This is a genomic window from Microbacterium jepli (genome assembly GCF_047237905.1).
Taxonomy (GTDB): domain Bacteria; phylum Actinomycetota; class Actinomycetes; order Actinomycetales; family Microbacteriaceae; genus Microbacterium.
The window spans coordinates 1223065-1240572 of sequence record NZ_JBDFLW010000005.1 but is presented as its reverse complement, the minus strand read 5'-3'; the positions used below and the strand labels follow the sequence as shown (position 1 = coordinate 1240572).

General features: G+C 68.2%; 19 protein-coding genes. 5 read left to right on the top strand and 14 right to left on the bottom strand.

What is annotated here, in order from left to right:
* Positions 1-72 precede the first annotated feature (72 nt).
* On the top strand, positions 73-522 hold the full coding sequence (locus tag ABC304_RS10045) for a GNAT family N-acetyltransferase (protein ID WP_412930466.1): 450 nt from the start codon (positions 73-75) through the stop codon (positions 520-522).
* A 1-nt stretch (position 523) separates the two neighbouring features.
* On the opposite strand, the gene ABC304_RS10040 is transcribed toward ABC304_RS10045, so the two are convergent.
* Entirely contained in the window at positions 524-1753 is a 1230-nt protein-coding gene (locus ABC304_RS10040) for a peptidoglycan DD-metalloendopeptidase family protein (RefSeq protein WP_412930465.1), read from the bottom strand.
* A 236-nt stretch (positions 1754-1989) separates the two neighbouring features.
* Positions 1990-2595 (bottom strand): hypothetical protein, encoded by a 606-nt coding sequence (locus tag ABC304_RS10035; RefSeq protein ID WP_412930464.1) that lies wholly within the window; start codon positions 2593-2595, stop codon positions 1990-1992.
* Positions 2596-2788: 193 nt separating this feature from the next.
* Between ABC304_RS10035 and ABC304_RS10030 the strand changes: the two genes are divergently transcribed.
* Entirely contained in the window at positions 2789-3649 is an 861-nt protein-coding gene (locus ABC304_RS10030; protein WP_412930463.1) for a hypothetical protein, read from the top strand.
* Positions 3650-3673: 24 nt separating this feature from the next.
* Here ABC304_RS10030 and ABC304_RS10025 read toward each other — a convergent pair whose 3' ends face one another.
* Positions 3674-4549 carry an SMP-30/gluconolactonase/LRE family protein gene (locus tag ABC304_RS10025; RefSeq protein WP_412930462.1) on the bottom strand — a complete coding sequence of 292 codons (876 nt, stop codon included), beginning with the start codon at positions 4547-4549 and terminating at the stop codon, positions 3674-3676.
* A 221-nt stretch (positions 4550-4770) separates the two neighbouring features.
* Here ABC304_RS10025 and ABC304_RS10020 point away from each other — a divergent pair, with 221 nt between their 5' ends.
* Complete coding sequence (locus tag ABC304_RS10020; RefSeq protein ID WP_412930461.1) at positions 4771-5151, top strand: YciI family protein; 381 nt, start codon at positions 4771-4773, stop codon at positions 5149-5151.
* A gap of 7 nt (positions 5152-5158) precedes the next feature.
* Here the strand turns inward: ABC304_RS10020 and ABC304_RS10015 are convergent, their stop codons facing one another.
* From ABC304_RS10015 to ABC304_RS09980, 8 genes are all read right to left on the bottom strand, one after another.
* A complete protein-coding gene (locus tag ABC304_RS10015; RefSeq protein ID WP_412930460.1) occupies positions 5159-6073 on the bottom strand; it encodes a hypothetical protein in 915 nt (304 codons plus the stop codon).
* Positions 6074-6139: 66 nt separating this feature from the next.
* Complete coding sequence (locus ABC304_RS10010) at positions 6140-7156, bottom strand: SIS domain-containing protein (RefSeq protein WP_412930459.1); 1017 nt, start codon at positions 7154-7156, stop codon at positions 6140-6142.
* The gene (locus ABC304_RS10005; RefSeq protein WP_412930458.1) at positions 7153-8031 is read right to left on the bottom strand and encodes a PfkB family carbohydrate kinase; all 879 of its coding nucleotides are present in this window, start codon (positions 8029-8031) and stop codon (positions 7153-7155) included. Before ABC304_RS10005 ends, ABC304_RS10010 begins: the two co-directional genes overlap by 4 nt.
* Positions 8028-9164: an NAD(P)/FAD-dependent oxidoreductase gene (locus ABC304_RS10000; RefSeq protein WP_412930457.1), complete on the bottom strand. Its 1137-nt coding sequence runs from the start codon at positions 9162-9164 to the stop codon at positions 8028-8030. The genes ABC304_RS10005 and ABC304_RS10000 overlap by 4 nt, the downstream gene beginning before the upstream one ends.
* Before the next feature lie 28 nt (positions 9165-9192).
* Positions 9193-10194, bottom strand: coding sequence for a Gfo/Idh/MocA family protein (locus ABC304_RS09995; protein ID WP_412930456.1), 1002 nt, complete (start codon positions 10192-10194; stop codon positions 9193-9195).
* Positions 10191-10961 carry an amino acid ABC transporter ATP-binding protein gene (locus ABC304_RS09990; protein WP_412930455.1) on the bottom strand — a complete coding sequence of 257 codons (771 nt, stop codon included), beginning with the start codon at positions 10959-10961 and terminating at the stop codon, positions 10191-10193. Before ABC304_RS09990 ends, ABC304_RS09995 begins: the two co-directional genes overlap by 4 nt.
* Positions 10958-11743, bottom strand: coding sequence for an amino acid ABC transporter permease (locus ABC304_RS09985; RefSeq protein WP_412930454.1), 786 nt, complete (start codon positions 11741-11743; stop codon positions 10958-10960). Before ABC304_RS09985 ends, ABC304_RS09990 begins: the two co-directional genes overlap by 4 nt.
* A 72-nt stretch (positions 11744-11815) precedes the next feature.
* Positions 11816-12640, bottom strand: coding sequence for an ABC transporter substrate-binding protein (locus ABC304_RS09980; RefSeq protein ID WP_412930453.1), 825 nt, complete (start codon positions 12638-12640; stop codon positions 11816-11818).
* A gap of 219 nt (positions 12641-12859) precedes the next feature.
* Here ABC304_RS09980 and ABC304_RS09975 point away from each other — a divergent pair, with 219 nt between their 5' ends.
* Positions 12860-13885, top strand: coding sequence for a LacI family DNA-binding transcriptional regulator (locus tag ABC304_RS09975; RefSeq protein ID WP_412930452.1), 1026 nt, complete (start codon positions 12860-12862; stop codon positions 13883-13885).
* A 73-nt stretch (positions 13886-13958) separates the two neighbouring features.
* Here ABC304_RS09975 and ABC304_RS09970 read toward each other — a convergent pair whose 3' ends face one another.
* The 3 genes from ABC304_RS09970 to ABC304_RS09960 form a co-directional block, all read right to left on the bottom strand.
* Positions 13959-14417 (bottom strand): G5 domain-containing protein, encoded by a 459-nt coding sequence (locus ABC304_RS09970; RefSeq protein ID WP_412932897.1) that lies wholly within the window; start codon positions 14415-14417, stop codon positions 13959-13961.
* Positions 14418-15262: 845 nt separating this feature from the next.
* A protein-coding gene (locus ABC304_RS09965; RefSeq protein WP_143003672.1) for an IS3 family transposase occupies positions 15263-16509 on the bottom strand; the annotation gives its coding sequence in 2 pieces (ribosomal slippage) (positions 15263-16197 and positions 16197-16509; 1248 coding nt in all).
* Positions 16431-17099, bottom strand: a complete 669-nt coding sequence (locus tag ABC304_RS09960; protein ID WP_412930451.1) for a hypothetical protein — start codon at positions 17097-17099, stop codon at positions 16431-16433. Before ABC304_RS09960 ends, ABC304_RS09965 begins: the two co-directional genes overlap by 79 nt.
* 112 nt (positions 17100-17211) lie before the next feature.
* Here ABC304_RS09960 and ABC304_RS09955 point away from each other — a divergent pair, with 112 nt between their 5' ends.
* Complete coding sequence (locus ABC304_RS09955) at positions 17212-17442, top strand: MerR family transcriptional regulator (protein WP_412930450.1); 231 nt, start codon at positions 17212-17214, stop codon at positions 17440-17442.
* Positions 17443-17508 lie beyond the last annotated feature (66 nt).

The following is a 17508-nucleotide window of genomic DNA, read 5'->3' as shown; positions in this document are numbered from 1 at the left end:
CATCACCCGACCAGGCCACCCACCTCGCCGCGGACCGCGCGCCGCGGCATCCCCATGCGCTGGGATCGATGCATGACCGACGAGCTCGAGTTCTCCGCCGATCCGGACCGCATCGACGTCGACCGCGTGCTGCGGTGGCTGTCGGAGGAGTCGTACTGGGCCCGCGGCCGCACGCGGGAGAAGCACGAGGCGGCGATGTCCGGCTCCCGCAACTACGGCGTCTTCGACGCGGGCACCGGCGAGCAGCTCGCCTACGCCCGGGCCATCACCGACGGTGCGACCTTCGCCTGGATCGCCGACGTGTTCGTCGACCCGGCCGCCCGCGGACGCGGCGTGGGCAAGCGCATCATGCAGGGCATCATCGACGACCTCGAGCCCCTCGGCCTCAAGCGCACCGCCCTCTTCACCGAAGACGCCCACGGCCTGTACGCGCAGTTCGGCTTCCAGAAGCTCGACGACGCCGATTCCTGGATGCTGCGCTGGGGAACCGGGTTCGCACCGGCCGCCGCGGCGCGAGCCTGACTCACTCCGGGTAGTCGGAGACCGTCAACCAGAGCGGGTACTGGTCGGTGCGCTCCCCCGCGTCGGCGGAGTCGAGCGTGAATGGGCCGCCGGCAGCGATCCGCGTCGCGAGCTCGTCCGCGGGCACGGTGCCCGTGAGGTCGAACGACTCGATGACGAACGGGATGCCGTTCGAGCCCAGCGGGCTCGGCGAGTCCATCAGGTGGAAGTGCAGGTGCGGCGAGTCGGTGTTGCCCGTGTTGCCGAGCAGCGAGATCGTCTCGCCCTTCTTGAGCTGCTGACCGACCTCGACGCCGGTCGGGTTGCCCGTCTGCAGGTGCGCGTAGAAGGCGTAGACGCCGTTGCCGAGGGACTGCACGATGTGGTTGCCGCCGTACTCGTCGAGCGTGAGACCGGTCGGGTCGGCGCCCGGCTTCTGCTCGGGGAGGTCGAACCGCATGGACACGATCGGCCCGTCACCGACCGCGATGATCTCGGAGCCGAAGTAGGGGTAGCTGCTCAGCTCGTCGTTCGGACCGTCGAGGAAGGAGCCGGAGCTGTCCAGTCGCACGTAGTCGATCGCGTACCGCTCTGGCGCGTACAGCGATCCGTTGATCGGGTTGATCGCCGCGCGGTGCGGCGTCACGGTGCAGCAGCTGTTGCCGTTGAACCAGCCGGCGCCCTTCAGTGGAGGCCCGATGACGACCGCCGGCGCCGGATCGACGGGTGTCACGGCCAGGCGCTCCGTCATCTGCTCGGGGATGATCGGCGGAGCTCCGGGGCTGAAGTCGAACGTGACGTCATGGCTGAGGGTCGTGGGCAGCTCGTCCATCGAATCGACGACGACGTCGAGCCACACGAGCGCACCCTGCCCCGGACCCACAGTGCGCCCGGGCGACGACGCCCCGAGAATGCGCACCCACGAGTCGATCTCATCGCCGTCGAGCGTCTCGACGGAGTCGTCGTTCTGGTCGCGGACGTCGATGCGCTGGATCGTCGCCGATTGGCTCGTCATGTTGCTCAGGTGCAGCTCGTAGGCGACATGCACGCGACCATCGGTGCTCGGCACGCCGCGCGGCTCGCTGAGCACCTGCGCCACGAGCGGCGTGAAGGAGTCGTCGATCGCCTCGGCAGGCACGTCGGGCGCGGCGGAGGCGGACGGGGTCTCCGGCGCCGGAGGCGGCGACGCGGTGCACCCGGCAAGGAGGAGTGTGGCGCTGACGAGGGCGAGGGTGGCGAGCCGGGATCGCATGAGCCCAGTATTCGGCGGCCCGGTACACAGGTGGGTAAATGTTCTGCATCGATTGAGCGGCGCCCGCGGACGTCGCCGCTTACTCGTGGATGCCGCGGCTGGTGCACCGGGCTCGCACCGGCCCCCGTCGAGGAGGTGCCGACGAGGTTCGGAGAATCGCGCGAAGTTCGGATGCTGCGGCCCCGTCGCCTCCGACCTTCGCGCCGTCCTCCGAACTCCGGCAAAAGACCCGGCCCCTAGTCCAGGATACGGATGCCGGACGACTGCAGCTCCAGCGCCGCGAGCCGCTTCACGACGACGGGGTCGCGCCGCTGCCAGGCGCCGAGCGCGTCGGGGCTGATGGCCGAGATCGCCCGCAGCTTCTGGTTCGACAGGGCGCGCAGCGCGAGGAGGTCGAGGCCGACACCGGTGCGTACGAGCGTCCGCGTGCGCCCGGCGCGGATCGCGAAGCGCAGCCGCGGGATCAGCCACGCCGCGAGGATCACGAGGATCGGCACCAGCGCCACCCCCACACCGACGGTGGTGGCGAGCTGCTGCGTGAGCTGCTGCTGGCTGACGCCCGCGGCCTCGAGTGCGGAACCGGCGCTCGACGCGCCGTCGAACGGCGCACGGATGCCCGACCCCAGCAGCGGCACCGAGCCCAGCCGGTCGCCGAGATCGTCCATGTTTGCGCGGAATCCGGCGCCCGCGTCCTGCATCTGCTGCCCGAACGCCTCGAGGCTGCGGATCGCGCCGTACACGGTCGCGCCGAGCCAGACCCACGCCAGGATGAGCGCGATGGCGACGACGTCGGCGATGACCTGCCGGGTGCGCCGCGGAGCGAAGTCCGAATACAGTTTCACGTCGCCACTCTGGCAGAGCGCGGCGTCGCCGGTGCGAGGCGCTGAAACCGACGAACTCGCCTCGATCGCCTTACGCGGCCTCGTCTACTGCGTGTGGATCGTTCTCACGGATGGCCTCGCAGGTTCCGCCGAGACTGGACCACTTCCGTCTTTACCACGCACGGGAGTATGGTTCGCGAAAAGGGGAACGATTATGGGCACCAGAGGCATGCGGATACTGGCTGGTCGGTCAGGCATCGTGCTCGCGATTGTCGTGACCGTAGCGCTCACCTCGACCATGCCAGCGACGGCCGCGGCCTCGCCGGCGTCGGCGCCGGCGCCGGCGCTCGGGCCGTCGATGGCGACATGTGAGACCGGGTGGGACGGCCCCGACCACCTCATCGCTTTCGGCATAGAGACCGAACTCGTCGTCTGCACGTTGAACATGCCATTGCTCAACGGACCGCCGGTCTACGTGATCGTCAATCCGACCACGACGGTCTGGCGCGTGGATGCTGGAACCACTCGTGTGACAGCCGCGGTCACGAACTCGGCACAAACTCGGGCCTTGACCTCCACGATCCCTCTTCTCAGCCGGCCCGACTACCTCTTGGGCCCTGGAGACCAACTGAAAGTATTCACGGGGTTCGCGTCTTCGCTCTGGACAGCCGACACCGAATTGACGCTCGGCTGGTACGGAATCGACCTGGCTGCCAAGACGATCTCGGAGCAAGCGATCGAGCTCGGCATAGTCACATCGACTGAAGCGCTCTTTGCCAAGTCCGCATGGCGTACAGCGCTCAACAAGTGCGCTATCGGCGTGTACGGCGCCATCCCCAAAGGGGAGGTGAGCGCTACCGCTCCCGCAGTCTCTGCCTTTCTCGACGGTGCCGGGAACACCATCTCCGGGGGAATTTGCTTGTCTGCGCTCGCGAAGGCCCGCCGGACCGTCAGCGCACTTCCCTTCTCTTGGACTAAAGAGGTGCCGATCGCACTTGAGAAGATGGGCAACGGTACCGGGGTGGTCAAAAACGTCGTAGAGGCTCTCGCCCGCGCCGTCACCGCTGCCCGCTAGCAGCAAGACCCAGCAAAGCGTCGGCTAAGCCAGCGATCCGCGGTGCAGCGCAAGCCCGGTGGCATCCGTCTCGACCCGCCAGAGCCGCCCGTCCCCCGCGCCGGGCGTGTGATCCGCACCCATGTCGGTCACCCACAGTGCGCTGCCGTCGAAGCAGAGGTTGGTCGGATTGGCGCGGTCGTCGAGCGGGATGACCTCGAAGAGCTCGCCGTCGGGGCCGAGCACGGCGATCTCGCCCGACGTCACGGACGCGACGAAGAGGCGCCCGTCCTCCGCCACGGCCATGCCGTCGGGGGTCTGTCTTTCGGGCAACGTCGCCAGCGTCCGCGCGTGGCCGTCCTCCTCGCGCACGCGGATGAGCCGCGCGTACGACTCGATCCAGCACAGCCGACCGTCGCCGAGGAAGGCGATGCCGTTGGTGTACGTCGACTCTGCGGTGATGACCGCGCGGCCGCCGTTGGCGTCGAAGGCGTACACGCGTGCGGTCGCCCGCGCGTTCTCGGCGTCGAACGGCTCGGCCGGGTCGGTGACGTACAGCGCGCCGTCGGGTCCGAAGGCGAGGTCGTTCGGCGCGCGCAGTGTGAGGCCGTTGGCCGCGGTCGCCAGCGTCTCGACGCGCCCGTCGAGGCTTACGCGCTGCACGGACGGCGCGGCCGGCGTCGCGGAGCGCCACTCGTCGACGACTCCCCCGTTCTGCGCGGCGTAGAGAAGGCCGTCGGATCCGAGCGCCAGCGCGTTGAACGACCCAGCGCCCCTCGCGACGATCGCCGGGCCATCGGCGGTGAACCGCGTGACCTGCCCGGCAATCTGCTCCGCGAACACGACGTCGCCCGGCGCCAGGCACACCGGCCCCTCCGGCGCCTCGAGACCGGTCAACATGACTTCCGCAGCTCTCTTCACCGGCCCGACGGTAGGCGCGCCCGCACCGATCGCGAACGGGGGTTGCACCTCGCCCGCAGCATCCTGTTTCGTATTCGTCATCGACCCCTCGCGCCTCGGCCGTAAGCGAGCTCCCCTCGCTCGTCGAGCGAGCGCACGCCCCCGCTCGTTGAGCGAGCGCAGCTCCCGCTCGTTGAGCGAGCGCAGCGAGTCGAAACGAACGAACCACCCAGGAGGCACCCGTGAAGTACGTCATCCTCATCCACAACGGTCCCGCCATCGTCGAACTCTTCGAGGGCATGAGCGACGAGGACAAGGCCGCGGCGTTCCAGGTCTACTGGGACGTCGAGGCCGACCTCAACGCCTCAGGCGAGCTCGTCGATTCGAAGGCGCTCGACACCGACGCGCAGAAGATCGTCGTCCGCGGACGCAACGGCAAGCCCGTCGTCACCGAAGCCAAAGCGCCCACGGTCGCCGACTCCGTGTCGGGCTACTACCTGGTGGATGTCGCGGACGAGGCCCGCGCCGCCGCCATCGCGGCGCGCTTCCCCGAAGCCGTCGTCCCCGGAGGCATCCGCGTCGCCCGCGTCTGGACCGACGCCGACTTCGCCGCCAACACCTGACCGTCGCTCACGCCGGCTCCGCGATCGCCGCGGCTCGCCTTCTTCTCGCGTCGAGTAGAAGCGCACCCGCCACCCCGATGACCGCCGCGACGATGATCGGGGGGAAGACGATCTCCAGGGCGGTCAGCGCCGATAAGAAGACTTGGATGCCGAACTCGGCCATCTCCGCGGGATAGGCCGCCATCACTCTCATCCCTGCCGCGTTCGACACCCCGGTGAAGAAGGCCGGCCCGATCCACAGCGCGGCGAGGCTGACGACGACTGCGATCGCACGGCCCACCGTGCGGAAGCCGCACCACGCGATCGCGCACCCGACGAGCACCGCCGGCAGCCAGCGCAGGACGAACAGGATGACGTCGACCACGCCCGGCGGACCGAGGAGGAGTACCTCTTCGAACATGACGCCCAGCCAGCTCGGTGCGACGATCGCCGCCATCGCGAGGGCGATCGTCGCGCCCGGCCTCGGCGAGAGCGAGACCAACAGCACGACGAGCAGGCTCATCAGCAGCGACACGACGACCACTGCCAGCACCGCCGCGAGGTAGAGGCGACTCTGCGCCGTCTGCCGGAGGAGGTCGTTCGTAACCGTTGCAGCCTGCACGGCGGCGATCAGCTGGACCAGCAGCAGTCCGCCCACCGCCGCCATCACTGCGAAGGGTCGGCGACGACGATGCAGCGCGCGCACGGCGATGCCGGTCGCCGCCCCACCGACGACGAGCAGCGCGACGATGGTGGTCAGGTAGTACTGGCTGAGCGGCAGGAGCGCGAAGGGTGTCTCCGTCGTGGTCTGATCCGCAGCCAGGTTCTGCAGCGGCAGCCGTGCCCCGGTGATGAGCCACGGCAGGAGCCCGACCACGCCGCCGCCGACCCCGATCAGCAGCCAGATGCCGATCGGAAGGGGTCGATGCTGCGCCGAGCTCATCAGCGCAGACTATCGACCACCCGGGAACGCCGCTTCAACGGCGTTCCCGGGCAGCACATCACCAGCTCAGTACGCGAACTGCCACATGTACCGGCGGCCCTCGAGCGCGAAGCCGCGCGCCGCAGCCCAGTGCGCCGCCAGTCGCGAGACGAGTGTCGCGTAGACCAGCGGCGCGACGTACGCGCGCTGCTCAGCGGCGATGCCGTCGAGCGCGAAGTCGCGCGAGTCGATGACGAACGTCGGTCCGCTGTAGCCCTCGAGGAACGCGAGAGCGCGCTCCCCCATGGGTCGCGTGGTGTCCTCCGGCAAGAAGACGATCGACTTCGTCTCCTTGTCGAAGACCTCGAAGGGGCCCTGGAAGAATTCGTCGGCGTTGATGGTCACGGCGTGCATCCACTGCATCTCCTCGAGATAGCAGCTGGTGAACGTCTGCGCCGGGCCCGTCAGCGAGCCCGAGGTGAGCAGCGGGGTGACCGCAGCATCCTTCATCTCCTGCGCCAGCTCCGCCGCACGCGGCTCGAATGCCGTCACGTCGGCGAGCAGCGCCTCGGGCAGCGCGCGCAGGGCCGCCAGCCGCGCCGACACGTCGGCGTCCTCGCGACGGAGCACCGCGAGCGCGAGCAGCTGCAGCAGCAGCTGCGTGCCTTGACCGGTCTGCGCGACGAACGCGGTGTCGAGCGCCTGGGCGAGCGGTCCCTCGGCCTTCAGCGTCACGCCGACGACCGCCGCGCCGCGCTCCTGCGCCCACCGACCGGCCTGCACGGTCTCGGGGGTCTCCCCCGTGCCCGACAGCACGATCACGAGCGCGCCCGGCTTCACCGACGCGGGTGCGCGGTAGAAGAACTCGTCGGAGTTGAACGACACGGCCGGCGTCTGCGCGGAGGTGTCGAGCACGAACTGCGCCGCCTGCACGCCGAACAGCGAGCCGCCGGCACCCACCAGGAAGACGCGGTCGATCGCGGGCAGCGCGTCGATGTGGTCGGCGATCGCCTCCCACTGGTCGAGCGCGTGGCGCATCGAGGGGACGATGTCGCCGGGGATCTCGGCAACGGGTCCGGGGCCGAGGTAAGTGCCGTCAGTCAACGGAGTTCTCCTTCTGTGAGTAGGTCATCGGTTCTCGGCGAGGTCTCTGTGATGTCGATCGGCGCGCCGTAGCCGAAGGCGCCGAACTGCGTGCAGGTGACGGCTGCGGAGGCGGATGCTGCGGCCATGAGTGTGCCGAGATCCTCCCCGCGCAGCAGCCCGATCAGCACGCGGGCGGTGAGGGTGTCCCCTGCGCCGAGTGTGTCCACGACCTGGGTGGGCACCGGTGTGCTCGACGCGCGCTGCGCGCCGTCGGTCAGCACCGCACCGCGCGAACCCCGGGTCACGAGCACCCACGTCGCTCCGCCGGCGAGCGCGCCGGCGATGAGCTCGTCGACCTGCGCCTCGTCGAGGTCGCCGCCCGAGAACGTCGCGAGGAAGCAGTGCGAGACGAGCGGATGCCAGAACTCCGGCTGCGTGCGGATCGAGAAGTCGTACGACACCCTCGTGCGCCGCGCGAAGTCGGGCACGTGGGCATCCAGGAAGCTCGAGTCGCCGACGTGCAGCGCGTCGTACCCGGCGATGAAGTCGAGGTCGGCCTCCGACGGGGTGAAGAGCGAGACGCCCTTCCCCGAGTTCAGGAAGACGCGGTCGCCGTCGACGAGTCCGATGCGGCAGTACGCCGTCGAACCGTCCTCGACGCGCAGCCGGGTGGTGTCGACGTTCTCCGCACGCAGGGCCGACCGCAGCAGATCACCCGCCGTATCCTCCGCCACGGCTCCGATGTAGGAGGTCTCGACACCCTCACGCGCCGCGTACACAGACACGTTGACGCAGTTGCCGCCCGGGTACATCACGCCGTCTGCGGTGTAGCAGTCCACGACGTTGTCGCCGACGGCGACGATGCGCGGGTCGGCGAGGGGCAGCGGCCTCACGCGGGCACCGGAGCGAAGCGTGCGGCGTTGAAGTCGGCCAGCAGCGGGCTGGGCGTTCCGGTGAGGATCTCCCGAGCGACGAGCTCGCCGGTGATGAGGCCGAGCGTGGCGCCGCTGTGGGTGAAGATGACGTGCAGTCCGGGGATGTCGTGCACGGCGCCGATGACGGGCTCTCCATCACCCGGGATGGGCTTGGGGCCGGCGCCCACGGTGTCGAGCTCGAGTTCGGGGTTACCGGCCAGCACGGCCGACGCCTCGCGCAGCAGCTGGGCGACGGTCTCGTCGCGCACCTCCCAGGTGCCGTCGTCATGGCGCACGACCTCGCGCTCCGACCAGCCGGAGTCGAGCACGAGCGTGCCGAAGGGCGTGGGGCGGATCGCCACGCGCGGCGTGTTCAGCACGGCCTTCAGCTCGACGTCAATCGGCTTCGTGCTGACGAGCACGGAGATCGGCGTCTGCTCGGGCAGCTCGATGCCGAGTCCGGCGAGGTCGCGCGGCACCCACGGCCCGGTGGCCAGCACGACGCGGTCGGCGGGCAGGAGCTCGCCGCCCTCGGTGCGCGCGCCGACGGCGCGGCCGCCGTCGACCTCCACCGTGGTGTGGCCGGCGTTCTCGACCAGGGTGCCGCCTGCGGCGGCGAACGCCGTCAGCAGCTCCGTCACGAGGAGCGGCAGGTCGACCCAGCCTTCACCCGGGTTGAAGATCGCGCCTTCCTCGTGCACGGATGCGGGGTCGACGCCGGGGGTCCATGCGGAGATCTCGTCGGGGGCGAGCCAGACGCTGTCGTACCCGAGGCTGTGCTCGTACGCGAACCGCTCCTGGTGGGACTTGCCGGGCTTGGCCCAGGTGAGCCCGCCGTCGAAGCGGAGGAACCGCGCCGTTTCGGGGGTGCGGGCCAGCAGTGTGCGGTAGCGGTCGATGCCCGCGACGCGCAGTGCGTGGTAGGCGGGACTGCGGAATCCTGCGGAGTTGAGCCACGACAGCGAGCGGCCGCTGGCGCCGGAGGAGACGGTCGACTCGGTGACGAGTGTGACCCGCGCGCCGCCCTGGGCGAGGCGGGTGGCGGTGGAGACGCCGAGCACGCCCGCGCCGATGACGACGACGGCCGGTGCGGATGAGGGTGTTTCAGGCATGGCTGTGCTTTCTATGGGACGAAACGGGTCAGTGGGCGCGGAGGCGCTCGATGAGCTCGAGCACGGCCAGCGCGTCTCGCGGGTCGACGGGCAGCTCGCCGTCGCCCCGCAGGGTGTCGGCCAGCTGCCGGTAGAAGGCGGCATAGTCGCCGGGCAGCAGGGGGATTTCGCGGGTCTCGCCCGTCGTGCCGAGGATGCCGGGGCGCGCTCCCCCGCCGAAGCCCGCGTCAGCCGGCGACGCGCCGCCCTTCAGCGAGGCCTCCTGCGGGTCGAGACCGTGACTCGTCCATCCGGCGGACGAGCCGAGCACGTGGTAGCGCGGACCGTTCAGCGGAGCCAGCGCGTTCATCCACAGGTGCGAGGTGACACCCGAGTCGTGGCGCAGCGCGACGAAGACGTCGTCTTCACTCCCGCCCCCGTCGCGTCGCACGTCCAGCTCGGCGTAGTGGCTCTCAACCGGCCCGAACAGCTGCAGCGCCTGGTCGATGAGGTGGGTGCCGAGGTCGAACAGCATGCCGCTGCCGGGGCCGACAATCTTCCACGCCTTGGCCTCGACGGGCTTGAACCACTCGAAGCGCGACTCGAAGCGGCGCACCTCGCCGAGCGCGCCGTCGGCCAGGAGGCCGCGCAGGGCGAGGAAGTCGCCGTCCCACCGCCGGTTCTGGAAGACCGTCAGGGGAACGCCGGCCGCTGTCGCGCGATCGATAAGATCGCGCGCCTCGGCTGCCGTGGGCGCGAACGGCTTGTCCACGACCACGGCGATTCCGGCTTCGATCGCCCGGGTCGCCAGCTCGTGGTGGGTTGCGGGCGGGGATCCGATGACCACCAGGTCGAGGTCGCCGGTGAAGAGATCATCGACGGATGCCACGGTCGCAGCATCCGGGTATAAAGCCCTGGCCTCGCCGGACCGCCCGGCATCCGCCGTCACGATGACGTCGAGGGAGTACGCGGGATCGGCGGCCAAGAACGGGGCGTGGAAGACCCGTCCCGACGAACCGAAGCCGATGAGCCCCGTGCGGATGACGCTCACAGCACCTCCGACAGGAACCGCTGCAGGCGCTCGCTCTTCGGGGCGTCGAAGATCTGCTCCGGCGTGCCGACCTCGACGATCTTCCCCTCGTCCATGAACACGACCTGATCGGCCGCGCGCCGGGCGAACTTCATCTCGTGCGTGACGACGAGCATCGTCATGCCGCGCTGACCGAGGCCGGCGAGCAGGTTGAGCACGCCCTTGACGAGCTCGGGGTCGAGCGCGCTGGTCACCTCGTCGAAGAGCATGACCTCGGGCTCCATCGCGAGGGCGCGGGCGATCGCGACGCGCTGCTGCTGGCCGCCCGACAGGTCGCGGGGCCGGTGGTCGGTGCGCTCGGCGAGCCCGACCTCCGCGAGACGCTGGTGCGCGATGCGCCGCGACTCGCCCTTCGACATCCGCTTCACGTTGCGCAGGGCCAGCGCCACGTTCTCGAGCGCCGTGTGATCGGGGAAGAGGTTGAAGTGCTGGAAGACGAGGCCGATCCGCGAGCGCAGCACGTCGGGCTTCACCTTCAGCGCGCTCTCTCCGTGGATGAGCACGTCGCCGCTCTTGGGCTCGTGCAGGCGGTTGATGCCGCGCAGCATGGTCGACTTGCCGGATCCCGACGGCCCGATCACACAGGTCGTGGTGCCCGGGGCGACGGTCAGGCTGACGCCGCGGAGCACGTCCACCGGGCCGTAGGCCATGGTGAGGTCTCGGAGCTCGAGGCTCGAGCCCTCGTAGAGGCGGCCGTCGACGACGGGCATGGGTGAGGTGTAGGTCATGTGTTGCTCCCGAGGGTGACGGGGATGGGGGTGACTTCGTCGACCTCGTCGAGGCCGCTCTTGGGAGGCGTCGCCTTGCGGCGCCCGGTGCGGAACCGGTCGTCGAAGTAGTTCACGAGGTGCGTGAGCGGGACGGTGATGACGAGGTAGAAGAGGCCGGCCAGCACGAGCGGCGAGAGGTTGCCGGTCAGGACGGCGGCGTCCTGTCCGACGCGGAACAGCTCGCGTTCACTGACGAGTAGACCGAGGAAGTAGACGAGGCTCGAGTCCTTCACGATGGCAATGAACTGATTCACGAGAGCCGGCAGCACGCGACGGATGCCCTGTGGGATGACGACGAGGCGCATCGCCTTGCCGTAGCTGAGCCCGAGCGCGCGGCACGCTTCGAGCTGTCCGCGGTCGACGCTCTGGATGCCGGCGCGGAAGATCTCGCCGATGTACGCGGAGGCGATGAGGCTCAGCGCGAGGATGCCGAGCGGGTAGGGCGACGGGCCGAAGATGTCCTGGCTCAGCCGGGCGAAGCCCTGCCCGATGAGCAGGATCGTGAGGATGGCGGGGAGCCCGCGGAAGATGTCGGTGTACACCCGGGCCGGCGTCCGCACCCAGCGCGAGGGCGAGATGCCCATGACCGCGACGATCATGCCGAGCACGATGCCGATCACGGTGGCGGCCGCCGAGATCACGAGGGTGTTGACGAGCCCGGTGCCCAGCAGCTGGGGGAACACCGCCACCATCGCGTCGAAGTTGAGGAAGGTGTTCTTGAGTTGGTCGAGCCAGTCCATGGGTCGCCTCTCGGGTCAGTGGGGGTGGGTGAGGGCGGATGCCGCGGCGACAGCGCCCTCACCCGGACGGTGTCAGGACGACGGGGTGGGCGAGGCTGTGCGCTCGCTGGAGGGCAGGTACTGGTCGGGCATCGGCGAGCCCGGGAACCACTTCTGGTAGAGCTCCTTCCAGGTGCCGTCTTCCATCGCGGCGGCGAGACCATCGTTGAGCGCCTCGCGGAGCGCGTCGTTGCCCTTGGCGACGGCGAAGCCGGCCGGAGCGTCGAAGGACGGGATGTCTTCGACCGAGACGAGGCCGTACTGCTCCTTGTACTCGCGGGTCGACTCGTAGTCGAGGAAGTGCGCGGCGATCGTGCCGTTGTTCAGCGCGGCGATCGCGGCGTTGTTGTCGGGGAAGCGCACGAGGTCGGCGTCGGGGAAGTTCTTGACGGCGTACGTCTCCTGCAGCGTGCCCTGTACGACGCCGAGGCGCTTGCCGGCGAGGTCATCGCTCGAGGTCACGTCGCTGTCGGGCGTGCTGAGGATCGTCAGGTAGCCGGCGAGGTAGCCGTCGCTGAAGTCGACGGTCTTCTTCCGGTCGTCGGTGATGCCGATCGCCGCCACGCCCACGTCGTACTGACCGTTGGCCACGGCTGCGAGGAGGCCCGAGAAGTCTTGTCCGGTGAACACGACGTCGTCGATGCCCTCACGGGCGGCGACGTCCTTGAAGAGCTCGATGTCGAAGCCGCTGAACTCGCCGTTCGCGTCGGTGAACGCGTAGGGCTTGATGTCGCCGACGCTGGCGACGCGGATCTGGCCGGGGGTGATCAGGCCGTACGGGTTGTCTTCACTGCCGGCGGACGACGATGCTCCGGCTCCGCCGCTGCAGGCGGAGAGGGCGAGCACTGCCGCTGCCATGGCGGCCGCGATGGGAATGAGGCGTTTCTTCACAGCTGTCCGTTCGATTGAGTGGTGCTCGGGGGTGGTGGGTCCGGTCTCAAATCAGTAGATTGAGACCGGTCTCACCTGCTTGAGGTAGGAAGCTACCCCGCAATGCGAGAAGGTGTCAAGAGACTGTTCACACGAATGGAATGGAGCTCGATGAGCGAGTTGGCGAATCGCAGGCGTGAAGTCACCGTGAGCGACGTGGCCCGCGAGGCCGGTGTGGGCAAAGCGACGGCGGCGCGCGCGCTGGGCGGATACGGCGCCGTCAGCGAGGCTGTCCGCGATCGCGTGGCCGCCGCCGCCGAGCGTCTGGAATACCGTCCGAACGAACTCGCCCGCAGCATGAATACGGGGAAATCCAAGACCATCGGCGTCATCGTGGGCGATATCGAGAACGGCTATTTCGGCCTCGCAATGCGCGGCATCTCCGACGCGGCGAAGGCCGCGGGATACGACGTCATCCTCATCAACACCTCGGAGAACGTGGAGGCCGAGATCGATGCCGTCCGCGTGCTTCTCGACAAGCGCGTCGACGGTGTGATCGTCGCCCCGGCGTCGTCCTTCGAAACAGATCATTTACACGACGTTCACGCCTCGGGCCGCCCGATGGTGCTTCTCGACCGCCACATCGACGGCCTCGATGTGCCTTCCGTCGGCGTCGACATCGCCGTTGCCGCTCAGGATGCTGCGGCCTCCCTGCTGGCGGCAGGTCACCGTCGCATCGCCTTCGTCACCGCCCTCGCTTCGAACGGGGCGTGGACCCCGGGGGAGCCGCTCGCCGTGTCGTCGGTGACCGATCGTCTCGCCGGTATTCATGCAGCGTTCGCGGCGTCTGATGTGGCCGACGAATCCCTGCTGGTGCGCTTCGGCGCCATCGGCATGCCGGCGGTCACCGCGATCGTCGACGAGCTGCTCGCGCTCCCCCAGCCGCCCACCGCAATCATCGCCTCCGACAGCGTGATCGCGCTCGACATGCTGCGGGTGCTCCGCTCGCGCGGCGTCGAACTCCCCCGCGATCTGTCCTTCGTGATGTTCGACGACTTCCCCTGGACCGAACTCGTCGCCCCTCCCCTGTCGGTCGTCTCACAGCCGATCTACGACGTCGGGCTGGCCGCGGGGCGGAAGCTGGTGCGGCTGCTCGCGGGAGCGCGCGAAGTCGATGCTGAGTTGCTCGCCGCGGAGTTCATCTCCCGCGGGTCCGTCGCCGACGTCATTTGAAGAGAAGCACTCTTCGCGGATCCGACGGGTTGACGAGCTCCCCGCTATCGGCGGTCGGTCGAGCTGACGTCGATTACTCGCAAGCCAGACCGTCACCGTCGCGATCAAGCCCATAGATGTCCGAGCCGACCACTCGAGCAGTTCCGTCGAGGTACGCGGGTCCGTTGCCACTGCCCCCTGCGCAGTCGACGTCACTCGCAATTGGGACACACGCATCGGCGTAGTTCGGGTCGCAATCAGAGGTCGCAGGCGGTGGCGGAGGTGGCGGGTCGTAGACGCCCACCGAGATGACTTCGTCGACAGGAACCACTGCCACCACGTCAGCCGTCAGTTCACGATTCGTTTCTATTCCGTCAACGAGGGTGACCAGGTAAGTGAGGGCACGTTGTCCATCCTGTCCAGTCACCGAAACTGCGGTCAGCCCTCTTTGCAGGTTCGCGTCCTCGACAGTCGTCTGCGCGAAGCCGATGGCTTCCGTCACGGTCTCCTCACGTGTGGTGGTGACCGGGGTCGGCGTAGCCGAGGGCTCTATGGTGGCAGCGCGAGTTGCCGCCGATCCCGCGTCCGCGAACTTCGCGGGTTCAGCAGAGGTGGCACTGCCTGCACCAGCAGAACAACCAACCACGAGGGCGGCGGCTACGAAGAGCGTTGCCGCGATCGCGGCAGTTCTCCGACGTGGCGGATGCCGAATCCTGCTCATCTCGGTACTGCTGACGGGGGCGAGCGAACGCCCCACGCCGCCCGCTCCTTCACGAGATAGAAATTCCCCCACGAGTCCTCCCCAGGTCCTCAATGTCACCGAGGTTATTCCGGTGTGGGCCAGAAGTCACGCGACTGTTCGCAACCTTTTGATTGGCCCCAACGAACAGCGCACAGAAGACGTGAACCCTGGAGGGACTCGAATCCGAAAATGCGCGTTTTCGCGAGCCGCATCGAGGCGCACGTAGCAGCAACTTCCGCGGAATTACGCGGGTTTTCAAGAGTCCGACCACATTGCCGGACATGTGAAAACACCGAGCTACAGACGGAATGCGGCAAATTGCGGGCAAAACATCCGCGTGTTTCCGGGGCTAGATCGAGCATTCGGGAGACCGGTTTTTGCCCGCATCCGTGAACGCCGAAAATTCTGAGCACATTGACCAGCACAAGGACGATGAGCGGCCAGAAGTGCACAAAATACCAGAGATTGCGGCGCGTCCGCTCCGACGTCAGCACGGCGCGACGAGCGGGCGAAATTTGGTACTCAGCGGCCGACCGACGGGCCCGATGACCCCGGGCCGACGACAGGTCCCGTGGCCTGCTCGCGTAGTTGCTGCTCCCGGGCTTGGATGTAGACCTGGGCCTTGACCCCGGATCGTGGACACGGTGTCATTTCGGTTATGCCGCTTCCGTGAGGGTAGCTGATCTCGCGGCCGCGTAGGTGTTCTCGTAGCTGTTCGGGGTGATCTGGCCGATCGCGGAGTGGCGTCGGCGCGTGTTGTATCGGTTCGTCCACCGGAACACGGCCCGGTAGGCGGTGGCTTGATCGGGGAACGCCGACGCGCCTTGGAGGAGCTCGCGTTTGAGCGCGGCGTTGAAGCTCTCGGCCAGCGAGTTGTCGGCGCTCGTGCCCACCGCGCCCATGGACTGGGTCACCTTGAGCTGCTCGCAGAGTGCTGCGTAGGCTTTCGACGCGTAGACCGAGCCGTGGTCGCTGTGGAACACTGCGCCGGCCAGCGATCCGCGGTCGCGCTGCGCGCCGCGGAGAGCGCCTTCGACGAGTTCGGTGCGCATGTGGTCGGCGACCTGCCAGCCGGCGAGCTTGCGCGACCCGAGGTCGATGCAGGTCGCCAGATACAGGTTGCTGCCGTCCGCGATGGGGAGGTAGGTGATATCGCCGACATACCTGCGGTTCGGCTCCCCGGTGCTGAAGTCCCGCCCGATCAGGTCGAGGAACTTCCGTCCGGACTGGTCCGGGATCGTGGTCTTCACCCGGCGGCGCAGTCGGATCCCCGCGAGCGCGTGTTCCCGCATCACCCGAGCGACCCGCTTATGATTCACCCGCCCGGCGGCGGGGACGCCGTCGTTGAGGTCGGCAGTGATCCTCGGTGCCCCGTAGGCGCGGTCACCACCCTGCGCGGGGTCCTGCAGCACCCGGATCCGTGCCGCCAACCGGGCGTCGTCCGCGGCTCGCGCGGCCCGTCCCGGGGCTGCGGCCAGCCACGCGTAGAACGACGACCTCGCGATCTCGATGACCTCACACAACCGCTTCACGCCGTAGGCGTCCTTGTGGTCCTCGACGAACTGGAAGCGGTTCACCAGTTCGTCTCCGCAGCGAAATACTTCGCCGCCTGACGGAGGATGTCCCGCTCCGTCTCGAGCTTGACCTGCTCCGCTCTCGAGACCGCTAACTCGGCTTCCAACCGGATGATCCTCGCCGCCTGCGACTCCGACCGCACCGACACCGGCGGCGACACCGAACCGGCCGCAGCGGTCCCGGATCCGAGCTTGTCGACCCATTCCTTCAACGCACCACGGGAGATCCCCAAATCGGCCGCGATCGCTTTCAGCGTCGCGCCCGGCGTGGACTCGTACAAATCCACCGCACGCTGCCGGAACTCGTCCGTGTAGTTCTTCCTTGCCATCCCTCAGATTCTCGCTTCCCCAGCATCGTGCTGGAATCAGCGTGTCCAAGATCAGGGGTCAAGCCCCCCTCGCGACCGGTCTCCTCGTCCACAAGACCGGCGACCCGAGCACGATTCATCATCCGTGTCGCCGTGCTGACACTGACACCTAGCTCTTCGGAGACGAGCTTGAGCGGGCCGTCATTGATCACCGACGCGAGTCGGTATAGCGTGACCGCTTCGTGCAGGTTCTGCTCTTCGGAGCGCCCTTCCTCCGCGCGCAGGCGCCTGATGTAGTCGCCATACGATTCGGGGTCTCCGCCATCACGGGCGATGCGGACGACGCGCATGGCGGCCCACTTCACCATCACCTGCACACGGATATCGCGCAGCAGCGTTGTGGTCACCTCATCTCCCACGCCGCTGCGGTCGACTTGAACCGATTGAGCCACCGCGCGCCGCAGTGTCTGGTCGTACACGATGCGCGCACGGATCGCGCCCGGAATCTCGGGCAGGCCCGTTACGACCGCGCCCCACGTGCGTGGAATGTGAACGCCGTCCCCGGCATCGATCATCTCCGCGTCGACCTGTTCGATGGCGAGTTTGGGCATGCTGCGAGTGTGCCAGTTCGTCCTACGTTGAGCAAGCAATGACATCGGTCATCCAGGGGTGTACTGTGCGTGAGCAAGTGATGTCATTAGTTGCCCACCGAAGGAGAATGTCATGAGCACCTCATCCGCCTCACTCGCACTGACAATGAAGGACGCCGCGGAACTCGTCGGCGTGGACTACCGCACGATCAAGCTCGGCATCGAGAACGGGACCATTCCCACGGTCCAGCTTGGCCCAGCGCCGGATGATCCCCCGCGTCCCGCTATTGCGTGCATTCGGCGTCGACGTCTGACTTCGTTGCGGCGCGCACGTCGAGGTCGCGATCGCCGAGCATTTACTTGATCACGTCTGCGTCTAGCACCTCTAACGCCGACCGCGTTGAGATCCACCATCCCGCAGAGCATTTGG